This is a genomic window from Streptomyces sp. NPDC050535 (genome assembly GCF_044457665.1).
GTDB lineage: Bacteria > Actinomycetota > Actinomycetes > Streptomycetales > Streptomycetaceae > Streptomyces.
In genome coordinates this window covers 131,935-151,030 of sequence record NZ_JBITHE010000002.1, presented here as the reverse complement: position 1 = coordinate 151,030, position 19,096 = coordinate 131,935, and the positions used below count along the sequence as shown (strand labels likewise).

General features: G+C 69.5%; 16 protein-coding genes. 7 read left to right on the top strand and 9 right to left on the bottom strand.

Annotated elements, in window-relative coordinates; genetic code table 11:
- Positions 1-100: 100 nt before the first annotated feature.
- The 3 genes from ACIBLC_RS05655 to ACIBLC_RS05645 form a co-directional block, all read right to left on the bottom strand.
- Complete coding sequence (locus ACIBLC_RS05655; RefSeq protein WP_399209422.1) at positions 101-1,429, bottom strand: GH1 family beta-glucosidase; 1,329 nt, start codon at positions 1,427-1,429, stop codon at positions 101-103.
- 99 nt (positions 1,430-1,528) lie between these two features.
- Positions 1,529-1,795: a protealysin inhibitor emfourin gene (locus ACIBLC_RS05650; protein WP_399209421.1), complete on the bottom strand. Its 267-nt coding sequence runs from the start codon at positions 1,793-1,795 to the stop codon at positions 1,529-1,531.
- A 32-nt stretch (positions 1,796-1,827) separates the two neighbouring features.
- Positions 1,828-2,901, bottom strand: coding sequence for a M4 family metallopeptidase (locus tag ACIBLC_RS05645; RefSeq protein ID WP_399209419.1), 1,074 nt, complete (start codon positions 2,899-2,901; stop codon positions 1,828-1,830).
- 321 nt (positions 2,902-3,222) lie between these two features.
- Between ACIBLC_RS05645 and leuA the strand changes: the two genes are divergently transcribed.
- The 3 genes from leuA to ACIBLC_RS05630 all read left to right on the top strand — a co-directional run bounded on the left by leuA (position 3,223) and on the right by ACIBLC_RS05630 (position 7,200).
- Positions 3,223-4,953, top strand: coding sequence for a 2-isopropylmalate synthase (gene leuA, locus ACIBLC_RS05640; RefSeq protein ID WP_399209417.1), 1,731 nt, complete (start codon positions 3,223-3,225; stop codon positions 4,951-4,953).
- 187 nt (positions 4,954-5,140) lie between these two features.
- Positions 5,141-5,836 carry a TerB family tellurite resistance protein gene (locus ACIBLC_RS05635; protein WP_399209416.1) on the top strand — a complete coding sequence of 232 codons (696 nt, stop codon included), beginning with the start codon at positions 5,141-5,143 and terminating at the stop codon, positions 5,834-5,836.
- Positions 5,837-5,991: 155 nt separating this feature from the next.
- Positions 5,992-7,200, top strand: a complete 1,209-nt coding sequence (locus ACIBLC_RS05630) for an exo-alpha-sialidase (protein WP_399209415.1) — start codon at positions 5,992-5,994, stop codon at positions 7,198-7,200.
- A 195-nt stretch (positions 7,201-7,395) separates the two neighbouring features.
- Here ACIBLC_RS05630 and ACIBLC_RS05625 read toward each other — a convergent pair whose 3' ends face one another.
- The 5 genes from ACIBLC_RS05625 to ACIBLC_RS05605 are packed head-to-tail and all read right to left on the bottom strand — an operon-like array spanning position 7,396 to position 14,060.
- Positions 7,396-8,331, bottom strand: coding sequence for a dihydrodipicolinate synthase family protein (locus ACIBLC_RS05625; RefSeq protein WP_399209413.1), 936 nt, complete (start codon positions 8,329-8,331; stop codon positions 7,396-7,398).
- Between the two features lie 16 nt (positions 8,332-8,347).
- On the bottom strand, positions 8,348-9,436 hold the full coding sequence (locus tag ACIBLC_RS05620) for an oligopeptide/dipeptide ABC transporter ATP-binding protein (protein ID WP_399209412.1): 1,089 nt from the start codon (positions 9,434-9,436) through the stop codon (positions 8,348-8,350).
- A 32-nt stretch (positions 9,437-9,468) separates the two neighbouring features.
- Positions 9,469-11,460, bottom strand: coding sequence for a dipeptide/oligopeptide/nickel ABC transporter permease/ATP-binding protein (locus ACIBLC_RS05615; protein ID WP_399209411.1), 1,992 nt, complete (start codon positions 11,458-11,460; stop codon positions 9,469-9,471).
- Positions 11,460-12,419 (bottom strand): ABC transporter permease, encoded by a 960-nt coding sequence (locus ACIBLC_RS05610; protein ID WP_399209410.1) that lies wholly within the window; start codon positions 12,417-12,419, stop codon positions 11,460-11,462. Before ACIBLC_RS05610 ends, ACIBLC_RS05615 begins: the two co-directional genes overlap by 1 nt.
- A 21-nt stretch (positions 12,420-12,440) precedes the next feature.
- The gene (locus ACIBLC_RS05605) at positions 12,441-14,060 is read right to left on the bottom strand and encodes an ABC transporter substrate-binding protein (RefSeq protein WP_399209409.1); all 1,620 of its coding nucleotides are present in this window, start codon (positions 14,058-14,060) and stop codon (positions 12,441-12,443) included.
- A gap of 272 nt (positions 14,061-14,332) precedes the next feature.
- On the opposite strand from ACIBLC_RS05605, the gene ACIBLC_RS05600 reads away from it, so the two are divergent.
- Positions 14,333-15,073, top strand: coding sequence for a FadR/GntR family transcriptional regulator (locus ACIBLC_RS05600; RefSeq protein WP_399209883.1), 741 nt, complete (start codon positions 14,333-14,335; stop codon positions 15,071-15,073).
- Positions 15,074-15,077: 4 nt separating this feature from the next.
- Complete coding sequence (locus tag ACIBLC_RS05595) at positions 15,078-15,518, top strand: protein phosphatase (RefSeq protein WP_399209408.1); 441 nt, start codon at positions 15,078-15,080, stop codon at positions 15,516-15,518.
- 74 nt (positions 15,519-15,592) lie between these two features.
- Here the strand turns inward: ACIBLC_RS05595 and ACIBLC_RS05590 are convergent, their stop codons facing one another.
- A complete protein-coding gene (locus ACIBLC_RS05590; RefSeq protein ID WP_399209407.1) occupies positions 15,593-16,078 on the bottom strand; it encodes a GNAT family N-acetyltransferase in 486 nt (161 codons plus the stop codon).
- A gap of 245 nt (positions 16,079-16,323) precedes the next feature.
- Between ACIBLC_RS05590 and ACIBLC_RS05585 the strand changes: the two genes are divergently transcribed.
- A complete protein-coding gene (locus ACIBLC_RS05585; protein WP_399209406.1) occupies positions 16,324-17,178 on the top strand; it encodes an SCO2525 family SAM-dependent methyltransferase in 855 nt (284 codons plus the stop codon).
- A gap of 55 nt (positions 17,179-17,233) precedes the next feature.
- Entirely contained in the window at positions 17,234-19,093 is a 1,860-nt protein-coding gene (locus ACIBLC_RS05580; protein ID WP_399209405.1) for an SCO2524 family protein, read from the top strand.
- The last annotated feature ends 3 nt before the right edge of the window (positions 19,094-19,096 follow it).

Genomic DNA, 19,096 nt, shown 5'->3' with positions numbered 1-19,096 from the left:
AGTGCCGCCGGCGGCTCGCTCGCGTCCGTCGAGGCAGGGGCAGAGGCAGGGGCAGAAGCAGGGGCAGGGGCAGGGAGGGGCCGGGGTCGGGGGCCGCGGTTCATCTCCGGGCCCGCAGGGATCCCCGCAGCGCGTCGCGCAGCCATCCGTACGACGCCTTCGGGGTCCGCTCCAGCGTCCCGAAGTCGACGTGCACGAGGCCGAAGCGGCGCGTGTACCCCTCCGCCCACTCGAAGTTGTCGAGCAGCGACCACACGAAGTAGCCGCGTACGTCGACTCCTGCCTCCAACGCCCGGTGCAGCGCGCGCACATGACCGTCCAGGAACGCGATCCGCTCCTGGTCGTCTATCCCCTCGTAACTACAGCCGTTCTCGGTGATGACGACGGGCGGCAGCCGGTCGCCGTAGCGCTCGTGGAAGCCGGTGAGCAGCTCGGTCAGCGCCTCGGGAACCACCGGCCAGCCGAAGTCCGTGACGGGGTAGCCCTCCAGTTCCCTTACGGAGAAGGGGAGTTCGGCGGGCAGCGTCAGCCCGCTGAACTCGATCTCCGAACCCTGGGGGGCGCCCACCCTGGTCGGCTGGTAGTAGTTGACGCCGTACCAGTCCAGCGGCTCCGCGATGATCTTCAGGTCGGACTCGATGTCGCCGGGGAGCAGGTCGGCGATGCCGTCCGGGTACCGGCCCAGCAGGAGGGGGTCCGCGAACAGGCGGTTGAGGAGCAGGTCGTAGAAGTCGGCGGCCTCCACGTCCTCCGCGCTGTCCGACGCGGCCCAGGTCGGCCCGTGCGAGTTGGCGATCCCGATGTCGGTGACTCCGGCCGCGCGCAGGGCCTGTACGCCCAGACCGTGCGCCAACAGCTGGTGGTGGGCCACCGGCAGGGCGTCGAACAGCAGCTTCTTCCCGGGGGCGTGCGCGCCCAGCGCGTGGCCCAACAGGGTGTGTTCGGCGGGTTCGTTGAGGGTGATCCACTTCGTGACGCGGTCACCGAGGCGGGCGGCGACGAGGGCCGTGTACTCGGCGAAGCGCTCCGCCGTCGACCGGTCCAGCCAGTCGAGGCCGACGGGCAGGTCCCAGTGGAAGAGGGTCGGCACCGGACGTACGCCCGCCGCGCGGAGTTCGTCGACCAGGCGGTCGTAGAAGTCCAGGCCGCCGGGGGAGTTCACCCGGGGCCAGGAGATCGAGAAGCGGTACGCGTCCACGCCGAGCTCGCGCAGGAGTGCGACGTCCTCGCGGTAGCGGTGGTAGTGGTCGCAGGCCACCTCGGCCGTGGAGCCGTCCTTCACGTGGCCCGGTTCGGCGGTGAAGGTGTCCCATACCGAGGGGCCGCGTTCGTCGGTGGCCCCCTCGATCTGGTGGGCCGAAGTGGACACGCCCCAGAGGAAGGTGGGCGGGAACTGCGGAAGAGGACTCGTCGCCATGCGCGCGATCATCCTTACCCACGGTAAGCGAAGTCAACGGGGGCGCGTGAACCGCGAGTTACGGATTCCTCGGGGCGCGCCCCTCTACGCCCTCGGGCTGCGCCCCGCCCTTTACGCGCCCTCCTTCAACACCCTTGAAATAAGGCTCCGTTGTTCCTCAGTCAGTCTCGGATCCGCGGCGTACACCGTCCTTCCGTCCACCGTGATCCGGTAGCTGAAACCGTCGGGCACGCCTACGGGAGGCGCGCCCCGGCCGGCGGTGACCGCCTTCTCGGCCAGGGCGTGCCACTCGTGGGCGTCGGCGCGTCCCGAGGTGTTCACCTCGGCATGCCGTTCGATGCCCGCGAATCCGCCCGTGCGCCTTACCTGAATACGCATGGGTCCTGTCTAGTACGAGTCGGGGCGCGGAGCTATGCGGCGGGTACCCCGACCTGTTCCCACGCCTTCAGGACGGCCTGGAGTTCCGCGCCGTCGCCGAAGCGGGCGCGGGCCGCGGCGATGGTGAGCGCGGCGAAGTCGGTGAACAGCGCCTGCTGGCCCAGTTCGCCGCCGGTGAGGACGTCGTACCAGATCTGGCCCGCCCGCTCCCAGGCGTGGCCGCCGAGGGCGGTGGCGGCCAGGTAGAAGGCGTGGTTGGGGATGCCGGAGTTGATGTGCACGCCGCCGTTGTCGCGGCCGGTGTTCACGAAGTCGTCCATCGTCGCGGGCTGCGGGTCCTTGCCGAGGACGTCGTCGTCGTACGCCGTGCCCGGCTCCTTCATGGAGCGCAGCGCGGTGCCGGTGACGCGCGGGGCGAGCAGGCCCGCGCCGATCAGCCAGTCGGCCTCGGCGGCGGTCTGGCCGAGGGTGTACTGCTTGATCAGTGAGCCGAAGACGTCGGACATGGACTCGTTGAGGGCGCCGGGCTGGCCGAAGTAGGTGAGGTTCGCGGTGTACTGGGTGACGCCGTGGGTCAGCTCGTGGCCGATGACGTCGACCGGGATGGTGAAGTCGAGGAAGATCTCGCCGTCGCCGTCGCCGAACACCATCTGCTCGCCGTTCCAGAAGGCGTTGTTGTAGCTCTCGTCGTAGTGCACGGTCGCGTCCAGCGGCAGGCCCTCGCCGTTGATCGAGTTGCGCCGGTAGGCGTTCAGGTACAGCTCGAAGGTCGCGCCGAGACCGGCGTGGGCACGGTTGACGGTGGCGTCCTTGCCGGGCTCGTCGCCCTCGCGGCGTACCTTGCGGCCGGGCAGTTCCGTGCGGTGGCGGGCGTCGTAGATCGTGCGGTGCGGCCGGTCCTCGACGGCCTCCCTGGCCGGGGCCACCGCGGGCGCGCCGATGACCGTGGTCAGCCGGCGGTGGGTGCGCTCCAGGGCGTCGCGCTCCAGGGTGCGGCGGGCGGGGCCGGCCAGCGCGGGGTCCTCGGCCTGAGCCAGCGTGTCCAGGACGTGGGGCGGCACGATGGTGCAGAAGACAGGCTCGAAGCCTGACGGATTCGCGGTCATGCCGGGCACATTTGCACTGAGTCATGACTCTGTCACTACCGGCAACCATGATTGGTGAAATGCCATGATTAGGGCCTCCCGGACCGGTCGGGAAGTGGTATGGCACACTTTTTGCCCTTTTTGTGCGGGCGGTCCCGCATAGTGATACGGGCCCCCGCATCCGGTGCGGCTCGACTAGCATGCGGAGCATCATGCATTTCGGGCTGCTCCTCCTTAGCTGCCGCGGCGAGGGCCTGTAAGTCGAGGCCGACCCCCTCCCCGCGGAGTCTGGCGTTGCGCCGTCGGCCGTCCTTCAGGACACCCACGAGGAGCCCTCGCATCATGGCGAACAGCCAGAACCGCCAGCAGTCCACTTCCATGCCGGTCCACAAGTACCGCCCGTACGACCAGGTCGACATCGCCGACCGTACGTGGCCGGACAACCGGATCACCGTCGCCCCCCGCTGGCTCTCCACCGACCTGCGTGACGGCAACCAGGCCCTGATCGACCCCATGTCGCCCGCTCGCAAGCGCGAGATGTTCGACCTGCTGGTGAAGATGGGCTACAAGGAGATCGAGGTCGGGTTCCCGGCCTCCGGCCAGACCGACTTCGACTTCGTGCGCTCGATCATCGAGGAAGAGGGCGCGATCCCGGACGACGTCACGATCTCCGTACTGACCCAGGCCCGCGAGGACCTGATCGAGCGGACCGTGGAGTCCCTGGTCGGCGCCAGGCGCGCCAACGTCCACCTCTACAACGCCACCGCACCGGTCTTCCGCCGGGTCGTCTTCCGCGGTTCCAAGGACCAGATCAAGCAGATCGCCGTCGACGGCACCCGGCTGGTCATGGAGTACGCCGAGAAGCTGCTCGACGAGCGGACGACGTTCGGCTACCAGTACAGCCCCGAGATCTTCACCGACACCGAGCTGGACTTCGCCCTGGAGGTCTGCGAGGCCGTCATGGACGTCTGGCAGCCCGGACCGGACCGCGAGATCATCCTCAACCTGCCCGCCACGGTGGAGCGTTCGACCCCCTCCACACACGCGGACCGGTTCGAGTGGATGTCGCGGAACCTCTCCCGCCGCGAGTACGTCTGCGTCTCCGTCCACCCGCACAACGACCGCGGTACGGCGGTGGCGGCGGCCGAACTGGCGCTGATGGCCGGCGCCGACCGCATCGAGGGCTGTCTGTTCGGGCAGGGTGAGCGCACCGGCAACGTCGACCTGGTCACCCTGGGCATGAACCTGTTCTCCCAGGGCGTCGACCCGCAGATCGACTTCTCGAACATCGACGACGTCCGCCGCACCGCCGAGTACTGCAACCAGATGGAGGTCCACCCCCGTCACCCGTACGTCGGCGACCTCGTCTACACCTCCTTCTCCGGCTCCCACCAGGACGCCATCAAGAAGGGCTTCGACGCCATGGAGGCCGACGCGGCCGCGAAGGGCGTCACCGTCGACGACATCGAGTGGGCGGTCCCGTACCTGCCGATCGATCCGAAGGACGTCGGCCGCTCCTACGAGGCGGTCATCCGCGTCAACTCGCAGTCGGGCAAGGGCGGTATCGCGTACGTCCTGAAGAACGAGCACAAGCTGGACCTGCCGCGCCGGATGCAGATCGAGTTCTCGAGGCTCATCCAGGCGAAGACGGACGCCGAGGGCGGCGAGGTCACCCCGCAGGAGATCTGGTCGGTCTTCCAGGACGAGTACCTGCCGAACTCCGGCAACCCGTGGGGCCGCGTCCAGGTCAAGACGGGCCAGACGACGACCGACCGCGACGGCGTCGACTCACTGACCGTCGAAGCCTCGGTGAACGGTGAGGACGCCGTCCTGACCGGTACCGGCAACGGTCCGATCTCCGCGTTCTTCGACGCCCTGCAATCCATCGGCATCGACGTACGGCTGCTGGACTACCAGGAGCACACGATGAGCGAGGGTGCCTCCGCGCAGGCCGCCTCCTACATCGAATGCGCTATCGGCGACAAGGTTCTGTGGGGAATCGGGATCGACTCGAATACGACACGTGCCTCGCTGAAGGCCGTGGTCTCCGCCGTCAACCGCGCGGACCGCTGACCCCGTTCACCTGGCTTTTTCCCGGCCCCGTCCGCCTCATGAGGCGGACGGGGCCGGGTCGTTTACCGGCCAATCCGTGTGCGGGTCACGGGTGGGTCTCGTCGGAGGTACTGACTCTTCCTCAACAATGTGGCTAACATCACGCCAGCGCGGCGATGTTGCCGGGGCGTTACGGAGGTGTGCGACGGTGCTGCCAGGATGGGGACGAAACGGTCGGGCAGCTCCGGTTTCCCGGATCCTGGGCTTCCGTACGGCGTGGACGACCGTCGGCGACGGTGAGTTCTTCTGCCCGGGCTGCGGAGGCGACCGCAACTTCCAACGGCTCGTCGGCCGGCGCCGGTTCACCTGCCTCGGCGTTCCCGTTCTCCCGCGCGGCGAGACCGGGCCCGTCGTCGAATGCGCCGCCTGCGGTCAGCACTACGGCGCCGACGTCCTCGACCACCCCACCACCACCCGCTTCTCCGCGATGCTCCGCGACGCCGTCCACACGGTCGCCCTCGCCGTGCTCGCCACAAGCGGCAACTGCGCCCGTACGTCCCTGGAGACCGCCGCCTCGGCCGTCCGCTCGGCCGGCTTCGACGACTGCACGGAGGATCAGCTCGGCGCCCTCGTCGAGGCGCTCGCCGCGGACACCGGGCGGGTCTTCGGGGAGCCGTGCGGCGCGAGTCTGGCCATAGAGCTCCACGAGGCCCTGGACCCGCTGGCCCCGCACCTCGCGCCCACCGGCCGGGAGGCGATCCTCCTCCAAGGGGCGCGGATCGCGCTGGCCGACGGGCCCTACACGCCCGCCGAGCGGGATGTCCTGGCGACGGTGGGCGCGGCGCTGACGATCTGCGCGGACGACGTGACGCGACTGCTGGCGGCGGCCCGCACACCTTCCTGAGGCCCCGGTGCTCACCGGTACTTCCCGGGAAGCACCGGTGACCGTACGTCCCATGTCCCTCGGCCACGTCCCTCGTTCGCCGTCTCTTCCTCCGCCGTCCCTCGTTGGTCGTTCCGTGTTCGCCGTCCGCCGTTCGGCGCCGTCCAGGGAGTGCCATGACCGTCATGAGTCGTAGGGCCGCGTTCGCGGCAGCCACCGTGCTCCTGGCGGCCGTCGCCGGTCCCGGCAGTGCGTCCGCCGACCCGCTGCCCTCGCGGGACTGCGCCTCCTCCGTGCCGTTCACCGCGGGCCGGGGCGGCTACGACACCTACCGGATCCCGGCCACGATCACGACGCCGGCCCGCACGCTGCTCGCCTTCGCCGAGGGGCGACTCGGCGGCGCGGGCGACTCAGGCAGCATCGACGTCGTCGTCAGACGTTCCTACGACAACGGCTGCACCTGGGGCGCGCTGCGGGTCGTCGCGTCCGGGGACGGCGACACCCGGGGCAACCCGGCGCCGGTCGTGGACCCGGAGACCGGGCGGATCGTGCTGGTCACCTCGTACAACAGCGGGTCGGTGACCGAGGGGCAGATCATGCGGGGCGAGGTCACGGCGGCGCAGAGCCGCCGCGTCTTCGTACAGACGAGCGGTGACGACGGGCTCAGTTTCTCCGACCCCCGCGACATCACGGCCGAGGTGAAGCTGCCGAACTGGCGTTGGTACGCCACCGGGCCCGGCCACGCGATCGCCCTGCGGCGCGGTCCGCACGCCGGGCGGCTCGTGGTCGCCGCCAACCACTCCGCCGCGCCGCCGGCCGGCTCCGGTGACACCGGGCAGGAGCCCAGGTACTACGGCGCCCACGCGATCTACAGCGATGACGGAGGGCTGAGCTGGCGGCTCGGGTTCGTCGACGACTCGTACGACGGGGTCGACAACGCGAACGAGAGTGTCGCCGCCGAACTTCCCGACGGGCGGCTGTACTTCAGCTCGCGTGACCAGAACGGTACGAGTGCCGGGAACCGGCTCGACTCCTACTCCGGTGACGGGGGCGAGAGCCTTGACCGGCCGTACGCGGTGCAGCACACGCTGGACGACGTGCCGGTCGTGCAGGGCAGCGTTCTTCAACTGCGGGGATCCGCGGGGGCGCTGCTGTTCTCCGGGCCGTCCGTTCCCACCGCTCGGCGGGCGATGGCTGTCTGGCGGAGTGTGGATGCGGGGGTGACGTTCGCCAGGGCGAGCGTGCTCTCCTCGGCGCCGGCCGCGTACTCCGATCTCGTGCAGCTCGGGACGAGTCGGGTGGGAGTGCTGTACGAGACGGGGGTCTCGGGGACGTACGAACGGATCGAGTTCCGGCGGGTGCGGGTCGCCGACCTGCGGGGGTAGGGGGTGTTTTTCGCCCCCTCCGCCCCTACCCGTCCCGTTCCTGGGGGCTGCGCCCCCAGACCCCGCTTCGCGCTGACGCGCTCGTCCTCAATCGCCGGACGGGCTGGAAATAGCCCCTCCGGCGTTTGAGGAGCGGGGTCTGGGGCGGAGGCCCAGGTACAAGGGACGGGTAGGGGCGGCGGGGGCGAAGAACCACTACAGCAGCCCCGCCGCCGCCAGGTACTTCCCCACCCGCTCGACCTCCGCCTCCGACAGCGCGATCTGCGGCTCCGCCGTGACGGGGCAGTCGATGACCCCCCGGAGGTACAGGGCCGCCTTGAACGCCCCGAGCCCGGCCGAGCTGCCCCCCATCCGGGCGGGATCACCCACCCCCACCATCCCGAACAACGCGCACAGCCGCTCCTGCTCGGCCCGAGCGCGCCCCCAGTCGCCGTTCCGGGAGTGCTGGTAGAGCCGTACGTACCCCTCGGGGTCGACGTTGGCGAGCCCGGGCACGACCCCGTCGGCCCCGAGGGCGAGTGCGGAGTCGACGACGAGTTCGGAGCCGGTCAGCACGCTGAAGGCGGTGACGGAGGGGTGGGTGCGGGCGCCGATGACGACGGAGCGGAAGCACGCGAGGTCCCCGCTGGAGTCCTTGAGGCCGGCGAGGGCGCCGTCGGCGGCCAGTTCGAGGATCAGTTCCGGGCTGAGCTTGGTGTGGACGGACATCGGCAGGTCGTAGGCGAAGACCGGCACGGACGACCGGGCGCCGAGGACCCGGAAGTGGCGGGCGATCTCGGCGGGATGGGTGCGGGTGTAGAAGGGGGCGGTCACCACGACCGCGTCGGCGCCCGCCGCGGTCACGTACCCGATGTGGTCGAGTACGCGCGGCGTCGTCATGTCGATCGCCCCGGCGAGGACGGGGAGCTGACCGCCGACGTGCGAGACCACCGTGGAGACCACGAGCCGCCGGTGAGCGTCCGTCAGATACGCGGCCTCCGACGACGAACCGAGCACGAACAGGCCGTGCACCCCGCCCTCCACCAGGTGGTCCACCAGCCTGATGAGCGAGCGGACGTCCACCTCGCGGTCCGGCGTCAGGGGCGTGCAGACGGGCGGGACGACACCGGTCAGCAGGGCGGGGATGGTCATGCAGGCTCCCTGGGTGCTACTGGAACGGGACGTCGGCCGTGGCGGCGGCCGGCGCGGCGGACAGCGCCTGCGCGACCAGGTCACGCGTCGACTGGCCCTCCTCCACAGGATGGTGGCACCGGTAGCGGTGATCGGCGCGCGACGCGGCCGTGAAGTCCGGCATGGCCCGGGCGCACTCCTCGTCCGCCTTCCAGCAGCGAGTACGGAACGGGCAGCCGGACGGCGGACGGGTGGCCGAGGGGACGGGGCCCACCAGGGGAATCGGGTCGATGGGGTCCAGGAGGCCGGGGGTGGCCGAGAAGAGGGCGCGGGTGTAGGGGTGCCGGGAACTGTCGGTGACCTCGCGGGCCGGTGACTCCTCCACGATCCGGCCGAGGTACATCGTGATCACCCGGTCGCTCATCCTGCGTACCGTCTGGATGTCGTGCGAGACGAACACGAGGGCCAGGCCCAGGCGTTCCTTGAGGTCGAGGAGGAGATTGAGGATCTGGGCGCGGACCGACACGTCCAGCGCGCTCGTCGGCTCGTCGGCCACGACCAGGTCGGGGTCCAGGGCCAGCGCGCGGGCGATGGCCACGCGCTGGCGCTGGCCGCCGGAGAGCTGGCCCGGCAGGCCGTCGGCCAGTACGCGGGGCAGGCCGACCAGTTCCATCAGCTCCCTGACCCGTTCCTCGCGCTGTGCCGGCGTACCGCGCTTGTGGACGTCCAGCGGGTCCCGCAGGATCTGCCGGATCGTCAGGCGCCGGTTCAGGGCGGTCGACGGGTCCTGGAAGATCATGCCAGTGCTGCCGCCGACGGCTCTGCGCCGTTCGGTGGGGCTCAGCGACCAGAGGTCCCGGCCGCCGAACATCACCGTGCCGGACGTCGGCCGTTGCACCCCCACCAGCACCTTGGCGAGCGTCGACTTGCCACAGCCGGACTCGCCGACGACACCGACCGTCTCGCCGGGCGCGATCGAAAGGTCGGCGCCGGTCAGTGCGTACACCCGGTCGCGGGCGAACAGGCCGCCGGTGCGGGCCTTGTGGACGACATGAGCGTCGGCGAGCGTCAGCAGGGCGTTCCCGTTCCCGGACGGGGCCCCGCTTCGGCCGGTCGGCTTGTCCATCGATGGAGGCCCGCCTTCGCCTGTCGGCGCGTTCAATTCACGACCTCGCTTCCGGTCGGTTCCGGCGTCAGGTCGATCGCCGGATGGTGGCAGGCGGTGAGGTGGTAGCGGTTGCCCAGCAGGTCGGGCGGCGATTCACGGCACCGCTCGCTCGCCATCGGGCAGCGGTCGGCGAACCGGCAGCCCGCCGGGAAGTCCGCGGGGGAGGGCACGACGCCCTTGATCTGCGTCATCCGTTCGGCCGCCGTCTCCAGCGACAGGACGCTGCCGAGCAGGCCGCGCGTGTAGTGGTGGGCCGGTTCCTCCACGAGGTCGGCGGTGACCCCCGTCTCGACGATCTGGCCGCCGTACATGACGACCACCCGGTCGGTGACCGCCGAGATCAGCGCCAGGTCGTGCGAGACGAGGATCAGCGCGAAGTCCAGTTCGGCGCGCAGTCGCAGCAGCAGCTCCATGACCTGGGCCTGGACCGTCACGTCGAGAGCCGTGGTCGGTTCGTCGGCGACGATCAGCTTGGGGTCGCGGGACAGCGCCATCGCGATCAGGACGCGCTGGCGCTGGCCGCCGGAGAGCTCGTGGGGGTAGCTGCGCAGGGTGCGTTCGGGATCGAGGCCGACCAGCTCCAGCAGTTCCGCCGGAGTGCGCCTGCCTCCCCGTCGTACGACCTGCTTGAGCTGTGCCTTGATCGTCATCGCCGGGTTCAGGGACGACAGCGCGTCCTGGTAGATCATCGCCATCTCGTGGCCGAGCAGCCGGCGCCGTACGCGCATCGGCTCGCCGACCAACTGCCGCTGGTTGAAGCGGACATGGCCCCGGACCCGGGCGCCCTTCGGCTCCAGGCCCATCAGCGTCAGCGCGGTCAGCGACTTGCCGCAGCCGGACTCGCCCACCAGCCCGAGCACTTCACCCGGCCGCACCTCGAAGGAGATGCCGTCGACGATGTCCACACCCCCGTGGCGGGCGTCGAAGCCGATGGCCAGGTTCTCGACGGCCAGGACGGGCAGGGCACCCTCGGGAAGGGGGCGGGCCCGGTCGCGGAGCCGCCGCGCGGCCTCGGTGAGTCCCGGCAGGGCCAGGACCTCCCCGCTGCCGGGCTCGGGGGCCTCAAGACGGTCCTTCGCGTCGCGTGCCGGTACGTCCCGGGCGGCGGGCGCGGCCCACGCGTCCGAGACGCCCTCGGAGAGGATGTTCAGCGACAGCACGGTGACCAGCATCAGCAGGCCCGGGAAGACCGTGGCCCACCAGCCGCCGGTCAGCACCATGTTCTTGCCGTCCGCGATGACGCTGCCCCAGGAAGGGTCCGGGGGCCGGACGCCCGCGCCGATGAAGGACAGCGAGGCCTCGAAGACGATGGCCTCGGCGACCTGCACGGTGCAGAACACCAGGATGGGCGCGGCGCAGTTGACGGCCACGTGCCTGATGACGATGTGCGGGGTGCGGGCGCCGATGACGTGCTCGGCGGTGACGTAGTCCTCGCCGTACTGGTCCAGGACGTTCGCCCGTACGACCCTCGCCACCGACGGCGTGAACAGGAAGGCGATCGCGCAGATCAGCACCGTGATCCCGCCGCCGAACACGGCGACCAGGACGGCGGCCAGCGCGATGCCCGGGAACGCCATGACCACGTCCAGGCAGCGCATCAGCGTCTCGTCGACCGCCTTGCGCGAGGTCGCGGCGACCGCGCCGAGGAGCGCTCCGACGACGAGGGCGAGGGAGGTGGCGCCCAGGCCGATCGCGAGGGACCAGCGGGCGCCGTACATCAGCCGGCTCATGATGTCCCGGCCGAGGCTGTCCTGCCCCATCCAGTGGCTCGCGGAGGGGGCGCCGGTGCCGCCGACCAGTGTCTGCTGGTCGAGCGGGTCGTCCGGGGCGAGCAGCGGCGCGAACACCGCGACCAGGACCACCAGGACCAGGAAGCACACGGCGATCCTGGACAGCAGCGGCAGCCGGCGCCAGCCGCGCAGCCGGATGCCGGGGCGGGACAGGACCTCGGTGAGACGTTTGCGATGGAACGGCGTGAACATCAGGTCGCCTCCCTCAGCCGCGGGTTGACCAGCAGGTACAGGATGTCGATGGCGAGGTTCACGACGACGAAGCCGATGGCCGTGGTCAGGACGACGCCCTGCACGACCGCCGGGTCACCGTTCTTCACGGCGTCGATCATCAGCTTGCCCATGCCGGGCAGCGAGAAGATCGTCTCGATGACGACCGCCCCGCCGAGCAGATAGCCCACGCGCAGCCCGAGCACGGTCAGCGGGTTCATCAGGGCGTTGCGCAGGACGTTGCGGCCGACCACCACGTGCGGGGGCAGACCGCTGCCGATCGCCGTCCGCACGTAGTCCTTGTCGAGTTCCTCGACCACCGAGGTCCGTACGATCCGGGTGAGCTGTGCGGCGACCGGCAGTGAGAGGGCGAGCGCGGGCAGCGTCATGGTCTTGAGCCAGCCGGTCAGCGAGTCGGCCGGGTTGATGTAGCCGCCGGTCGGGAACCAGCCCAGGTCGACGGCCAGGTACTGGATCATCAGCAGCGCCAGCCAGAAGCCGGGTGCCGCGACACCGGTCAGCGAGACGACCCGGATGACCTGGTCCGGCAGCCGGTCGCGGTAGATGGCGGCGGTGACCCCGCCGAGCAGCGAGAGGACCACCGCGATGCCGAGCCCCAGGAAGGTGAGCTGGAGGGTGAGCGGCAGCGCGGTGGTGATCTGCTGGAGCACCGGCTCCCTGGTCAGCGCGCTGGTGCCCAGGTCTCCGTGCAACAGGTCGCCCAGGAAGGAGAAGTAGCGGATCGGGAAGGGGTCGAGGAGTCCGTTGCGCTCGCGGAACTCGTTCAGTTGCTGCGGAGTCGGATTGGCGCCCTGGAAGAACGCGGACGCCGGGTCGACGTCCGAGAACCGCATCACGATGAAGACGAACAGGACGATCCCGAGCATCAGCGGTACGAGCAGGGCGACTCGGCGGAGCAGGATTCTGGCGACGGTGACCATGTGCTGACTACCTCCTGTCCACTACGTCCACTTGGCTTGCAGGAGGTTGATCCCGGGGTACGGCTGGGCCCTTATCCCCGTCAGCTTCCTCGGGTCCCAGGCCGTCATCAGCTCGTTGTGCACGACCGGGTAGAGCACGGCCTGTTCGGCGACGACGTCGATGTAGTCCTGGATCATCGTCTTCTTCCTGGTGGCGTCCGGCTCGCGCGTCGCCTGGTCCATGTCCTTGAAGAGCTTCCTGGCCACGGGGTCGCCGGCCCAGCGGGCGTAGCCCATCCACAGGTTCTGCGGGCCGTAGTTGTAGTGCATGATCAGGTCGGCGTCGAGGCCGAACTGGTTGGGGTTCGAGGCCGCGGCGACCACCTGGTAGTCCTGCTTCTGGTCCATCTTCGTGAAGACGGCCGTGGTCTCCTGCGGGTCGAGTGTCGTCCTGACGCCGATCGCGTCCCAGGAGGCCTTGATGGTCGGCAGGCAGTCCACGATCCAACTGACGCTGACCGCCATGATGTCGACCTTCAGCCCGCTGACCCCGGCCTCGGCCAGCAGCCGCTTCGCCCTCACCGGGTCGTACGCGTAGACGGTCTTCGCCGGCCGGTAGCCCGGGTTGCTCTCGTTGAGGAACGAACTCGCCGCCCTGCCATGCCCCTTGAGGGCGACCTCGATCATCTTGTCGGTGTCGATGGCGTAGTGCAGCGCCTGCCGTACCCGTACGTCGTCGAAGGGTTTGTGCCGGGTGTTGAACATCAGGAAGAGGTTGTTCATCCCGGCGCTGCCCTGGACGGTCATGCCGCCCTTTCTGAGCTGCTGGATGTTGGCGTACGGGATGTTGTCCGCGATCGGCGCCCCCGCGCTCGCCCCGGAGATCTTCGCGACGCGGGGCGCGGCGTCGACCATGGTCAGCCAGTTCATCTTCTTGAAGGCCGCCCTGCGCGGGCCGTTGTAGTCGGCGAAGGCCGCGAAGGTCGTGTTCGACTTCGGGTGGTGGGCGGTCTGCCGGTAGGGGCCGGAGCCGATCGCCTTGCCCCGGATCGCGTCGTCCCAGGCGCCCGGCCGGGAGAAGACGTGCTTCGGCATGACCTTCGCGAGGGTGAGCCGCGAAACCCCTTCGGGGAAGGGGAACTTGAGGACCAGTTCGACGTTCATCGCGTCGGTCTTCCTGACCTCGCGCAGCCAGCTCGCGAAGAATCCCTTGCCGAGGGTCTGCGTGTTCGGGTCGAGGATCCGGTCGAACACGAAGACCACGTCGTCGGCGGTGACCGGCTTCCCGTCGTGGAACCTGGCGCCCGGGCGCAGCTCGAACTTCCAGGAGGTGCCGGTCAGGTCGGCGGGGATCCGGGTGGCGAGCGCGGGGTACGGCTCGCGGGTGATCGGGTCCGTGTCGAGCAGGCCCTCGTAGATGTGGTTGTTGGCGGCCATGGAGAAGGCGGACGCCGTCTGCGTCGGATCCCAGCTGCCGTCGTTCCCGTAGCCGATCACGGCGGTCAGTGTGCCGTTCCCGCCCGATCCGCCACCCGTGTCGTTCGTCGACTCCGGCCCGCACGCCGACAGCGACGAGGAGACGACGGCGGCCGCGCCCAGCGCGCCGGTGTGCTTCAGGAACGACCGGCGGTGCGGCGCCGGAGTGGGGGTCACGTCGCGCACGGTTCCTCCAGTGAGGAGTGGTCCAGTGAGTGATGCGGTGAGCGGTCCGGTGAGTGGTCCGGTCGGAGGGAGATACGACGTCCTACGTCATAGGGGAGCAGCGCGACCATAAGAGGGGGCGTAAGGGGGGTCAAGGGAACACACACGAATGGCGTATGTTCCAAAGGTGCGACCAATGGCACCGAAAAGTGTGACCAAAGCGTCTGAGAAGTAAGCCTGATTGACGTTTCTTCATCCCGGAGGTGGGACGTCGGATGTCCAGCGAGCGTACGATGCGGCGCATGTCCGAGGAGCCCGGTGAGCGGCGCAGACCCGGGCGCCGGGTGAGCGGCCAGGTCCAGCACGAGGTCGTGCAGCTGATCCTCGACCGTGAACTCCGGGCCGGCGCGCCGCTGCCGACCGAGACGGAGCTGATGGAGGACCTCGGCGTCAGCCGCAACTCCGTCCGCGAGGCGCTCAAGGCACTCCAGGCCCTCGACATAGTCGACATAAGGCACGGCTACGGCACGTACGTCGGCGAGGCGTCGCTGACGCCGCTGGTGGACGGCCTGACCTTCCGGACGCTCGCCCGGTCCAGCGGCGACGCGAGCGCGTTGGCCGAGATACTCCAGGTCCGCGAGGTGCTGGAGGAGGGGCTGATCCGCCGGGTCGCGGGCACCCTCTCGGAAGCCGAGCTCGACCGCCTCGAATCCGTCGTGGCCCGGATGGAGAGCGCGGGCCGTGAGGGCGGCCCCCTCGCCGAACTCGACCGGGAATTCCACGAGTTGCTGTACGTCTCGCTCGGCAACGCGCTCGTCCCGCAGCTCCTCGGCGCCTTCTGGACCGTCTTCCGCCGCGTCTCCGGCATCCGCGGCTGGACCGACGACCCGGCCCCCGAGGTCACCGTCCGCCGCCACCGCGACATCGTCACCGCCCTGCGCGCCCACGACGTCGAGGCCGCGCAGCGGGCGATGGCCGTCCACTTCCGGGGCGTCGAGGCGCGGGCGGCGCAGGAGTCGCGGGGGGTGAGCTGATCCGGTGGCCGAACTCCAGCCCTGGGACCCCGACGGCGCGGGCGTCCTGTGTCTCCCCTCCGGCCGCCCGGTGCGGGGCCGCGCGCTGCGGCGTCCGCTCGACCCGGCGGCGCCGGTCCCCTCGTACGCCGTCCATCTGCTCGGCCGACAGCCGCCCGCGGTGCCCTGGGAGTCGTGCTGGATCCGCTGGCCGGACTTCCGGCTGCCGACGGATCGCGCGCATGCCCGCGCGACGCTGGCCGACGCCTGGCGGCGGGCGGAGGCCGAGCGGGTGGAGATCGCCTGCGGCGGGGGCCGGGGGCGGACCGGGACCGCGCTCGCGTGTCTCGCGGTCCTGGACGGTGTCCCGGCGGACGAGGCCGTGGACTTCGTGCGGCGGAACTACGACCGGCACGCGGTGGAGACGCCTTGGCAGCGGGGGTATGTGCGGGGCTTCGCGGGCTGAGCGCGCCGCGCCGGGTCGCAGTCGGGCTGAGCGCGCCGCGCCGGGGTCGCAGTCGGGCTGCGCGCGGCGTCCCGTCACAGCCGGCGGAGCATGACGTAGCGGTCCCCGCCCGGCCCGAAGTAGTCCTTCTGGAGACCTCCCTCGGTGGTGAAGTCCAGGGACTTGTAGAGGTCGATGGCGGTGTCGTTCTCGGGGGCCACCGACAGCCGCACGGTGTGCACGCCGTCGGCGCGCAGGAGGTCCAGGACTCCCAGCATGAGCCGCCGGCCGAGACCGCGTTTCCGCCGGTCCTGGGTGATGCCGAGGCCCAGCACGCAACTGCGGCCGTCCACCGCCGTACCGGCCAGGACGTATCCCTGGATGTCCTTCCCGTCGTCGACGACGAGGAAGTGCCGGGAGTAGAGGTCGTAGAACTGGCGCATCACGGTGTAGGAGTACGAGTCCCTGCCGAAGATCGCCTGGTCGAGCAGGGTGGTGGCCTCCAGGTCGGAGAGCTCCACGCCTCTCATCAGCGGCAGGTCCTCGGGAACGCCCGTCGGTGCGTCCGGTACAGCTGTCATGCCGCCCCCTGGTGAGAGTCGAGGTGGGTTGACCTCATATGGGTGAATGCGTGTCGAACGGCGTGCTTCCTGTCAATCGGCGGATTAAGCAGAGGCCCGACCAGCATTCCGTGGCGGCTCACGGCCGATCAAGTGCGGTTCAGGACCAAAAATCCTTTCGTTCCGCTGCCTCCCTTCGTGTCGTGGGTCCGCTACAACATGGCGAACGCAGGTGCAGGATGTCGGCGGCGCGGTACGGTGGAAGGATGGACTTGAGATCTCCCGAGGGCTTCCATATGCTCAACGCCGACGCGCCTTGGGATGCCTTCGATCCTGATGCTTACTTCGATCACAATTACCGTGATGTGCTGGCCGCCGATGCGGAGATCGTCGAGCTGGTAGGCCGGCACTTCTGTGATCATTTTCGAGTGAATTTCAATCGTCCGGTTCTGGGTATTGACGTCGGCGCGGGGGCGAATCTGTATCCGGCCCTGTCCATGCTCCCTTGGTGCAGCAAGATCACCCTGCTTGAGCGGTCGCCGAAGAACGTGGCCTATCTGAAGCGCCAGCAACCCCACTTCGATCTGGAGTGGGACAGGTTCTGGAAGCTGCTGTGCGACGAGGACGAGGCATACGGCAGGATCGGCGCTGACCGGAGAGTGCGGTTCCGCAAGGCGGTTCGGGTCCGGGAGGCCGACCTGTTCGGCCTGGAGGACCGGAATCCGCTCGGTCTGCGCCCGCATCAGGGGCGTTACCGGATCGGCACGATGTTCTTCGTCGCCGAGTCGCTGTCCAGTTCCCATGAGGAGTTCCGGCGCGCGGTCGAGTGCTTCATGCGCGCTCTCGCCCCCGGTGCTCCTTTCGCCGCCGCCTTCATGGAGGGCTCGAAGGGGTATCACGTCGGCGACCGTTTCTTCCCGGCGTGTGATGTCAACGACCTGCAGGTTGCGGAAATTATCGACGAGTTCGCGGAGAACGTGAAGTACCACCGGCTGGGCGAAGTGCGCCCGGGGCACACAGGGATCATCCTGGCCCTCGGACACCGCAAGTCGAATTCCACCGCTCCCGCCCGCTCCACTTTTTCCAGGTGGCTGAATCGGGTATTCCGGCAGCGCTTCTGAATTCGCCACGCATATTTGGCCGGAGGCGGCACTACCTGTGTGAGGGGGCATGGGGATGCAGATCAAGCCACGTCAGCACCTGTTGGATATCTGGCAGGCGATTGCCAGGCACTCATTCGACGACGGAAAGTGGGTCTGGGGGGAATGGGGAGGTCGCAGCAGTGTCGCGGACGCCGAGCGGCTGTTGTGTCTCATGTATCCCGCGACCGAGATTCCCGCGTTCCGACTCGATGAGCCGGACACCACCCAGCGGGACATCGAAAAGGTCCTGAAGCGGGCCGGTGGACGCCTGGAGATCCCCGGGAATCTCGTCACGGTGCTCGGCCAGTTCATGGAGATGCACACCGGACCCGACGGGAAGCCCACATTCGCCGGTGGCTACTACTTCAACAGCCAGAACGAGAACGAGGAAGTCACCGACGCGCAGGGGGAGTTGGGCGTTGTCGACGCCTTCTCCATGTCGATCACACTCTGTCTCGCCACGCTCGGATTCCTTAAGATCTACGAAGAGAAAACCTCGCGAACGGACATGAAGAAGTCCATCGCGGAACTCCGGGAGGCCACCAGCGTCCGGCTGACCGCCGCGATGGTCAGCCTGCTGCGCTCCTTCGCCGTCAACGTCTTCGACCCGGACTCCCCGCAGGGCCAGCGGCTGCGCCGGCTCGTCGGCCAGGGGCGGCTGTCCGAGCGGGCCGTCCTCCAGCAGTTCCAGCGCCGCTTCAAGCCGCTGCGCGCCACGATCACCGAGAGCCTCACCCTGGGCGTCGACATCGAGGACGGGCTCAGGGACGACAGCCAGCTCTTCGAGTGCGGCTGGGCCTGGGGACTGGTGAAGGACGCGCCCGGGGTGCAGATCACGACACCGGACGGGGAGCCCGACGAACGGGTCGCCCAGCCCGACGGCATCGCCGACTCCGTGCCGTACCTCTACTTCACCGTGGTCGCCCTCGACGGCATCCAGGACCTGTTCTCGGACCGCTCCCTCACCCTCGGCCTGCTCACCCCCGAACAGCAGACACTCGCCGGCGCGCTCAGGCTGCGCTGGGAGATCACTCAGCAGTACTGGTCGGGGATCGCCCGCTTCGACGCGGACCGCTGGCCACTGGAGGACCTCCCCTGGCGTACGACGGGGCAGCGGCTGGAGTCCGACTACTTCTCGCTGTCCGTCGCGGCCATCGTGGTCCATGACCTGGTACGACGCCGCGCCACCGACGACGACCTCACCCGCACCGTCGCCGTCATGGAGCGCCTGGCCGAGCGCGGCCGCATCACCAGCCGCCTGGCCGTCGACGACCCGGCCGTCCAGCTCCACAACCCGGGCGTCACGCTGCCGCTCCAGGGCAGCGACAAGGCGGGCCCGCCGCTGTGCTGGACGATGACCGACTTCTCCGCCCAACTGCTCAAACGGACCATCCAGCTGTGCGAGTTGTCCCGCAACATCACCTCGCACGACCGGCTGTTACAGCTCGCCGAGGACATCCTCGACCACCTCTGGCAGCGACGCATCCAGGAGGGCGAGGGCACGGGACTCTGGGACAACGTGCACGCGGTCTATCCCGTCGCGCCGCAGAACGGGACCCTGCCGTCCTGGAGCATCACCGAGCGCGTCACCGAGTGCATGGTCGCCGCGCGCAAGCTCTACGAGACGCGCCCCATCCGCAGCCCCGAACTCACCGTCATGGCAAGGGCGTTGCTGAGCGAGTCGACGCACCTCTTCGGCTTCGAACAGATGGAACACAGCACGGCCGGCGACAGCGAACGGGGGAAGTCGCTCAGGAGCATCGAGATCAGGCTCCGCCGCGCCCGCCGCATCCTCGACGAACAGCCCGGCACCGCCTGCGCGTTGACGCTGGACGTGCTCGGTGAACTCGACACCCTGGCCCAGGCCAGGGACGCCGCGGCGCAGGAGGTGTGACCG

Bases quoted from the DNA above. Each gene is read 5' to 3' on its own strand.
- ACIBLC_RS05610 (WP_399209410.1), bottom strand. From the start codon at position 12,419: ATGGTCACCGTCGCCAGAATCCTGCTCCGCCGAGTCGCCCTGCTCGTA.
- ACIBLC_RS05615 (WP_399209411.1), bottom strand. From the start codon at position 11,460: ATGTTCACGCCGTTCCATCGCAAACGTCTCACCGAGGTCCTGTCCCGC.
- leuA (WP_399209417.1), top strand. From the start codon at position 3,223: ATGGCGAACAGCCAGAACCGCCAGCAGTCCACTTCCATGCCGGTCCAC.
- ACIBLC_RS05585 (WP_399209406.1), top strand. From the start codon at position 16,324: ATGGACTTGAGATCTCCCGAGGGCTTCCATATGCTCAACGCCGACGCG.
- ACIBLC_RS05625 (WP_399209413.1), bottom strand. From the start codon at position 8,331: ATGACCATCCCCGCCCTGCTGACCGGTGTCGTCCCGCCCGTCTGCACG.
- ACIBLC_RS05580 (WP_399209405.1), top strand. From the start codon at position 17,234: ATGCAGATCAAGCCACGTCAGCACCTGTTGGATATCTGGCAGGCGATT.
- ACIBLC_RS05590 (WP_399209407.1), bottom strand. From the start codon at position 16,078: ATGACAGCTGTACCGGACGCACCGACGGGCGTTCCCGAGGACCTGCCG.
- ACIBLC_RS05630 (WP_399209415.1), top strand. From the start codon at position 5,992: ATGACCGTCATGAGTCGTAGGGCCGCGTTCGCGGCAGCCACCGTGCTC.
- ACIBLC_RS05655 (WP_399209422.1), bottom strand. From the start codon at position 1,429: ATGATCGCGCGCATGGCGACGAGTCCTCTTCCGCAGTTCCCGCCCACC.
- ACIBLC_RS05620 (WP_399209412.1), bottom strand. From the start codon at position 9,436: ATGGACAAGCCGACCGGCCGAAGCGGGGCCCCGTCCGGGAACGGGAAC.
- ACIBLC_RS05650 (WP_399209421.1), bottom strand. From the start codon at position 1,795: ATGCGTATTCAGGTAAGGCGCACGGGCGGATTCGCGGGCATCGAACGG.
- ACIBLC_RS05645 (WP_399209419.1), bottom strand. From the start codon at position 2,901: ATGACCGCGAATCCGTCAGGCTTCGAGCCTGTCTTCTGCACCATCGTG.
- ACIBLC_RS05600 (WP_399209883.1), top strand. From the start codon at position 14,333: ATGCGGCGCATGTCCGAGGAGCCCGGTGAGCGGCGCAGACCCGGGCGC.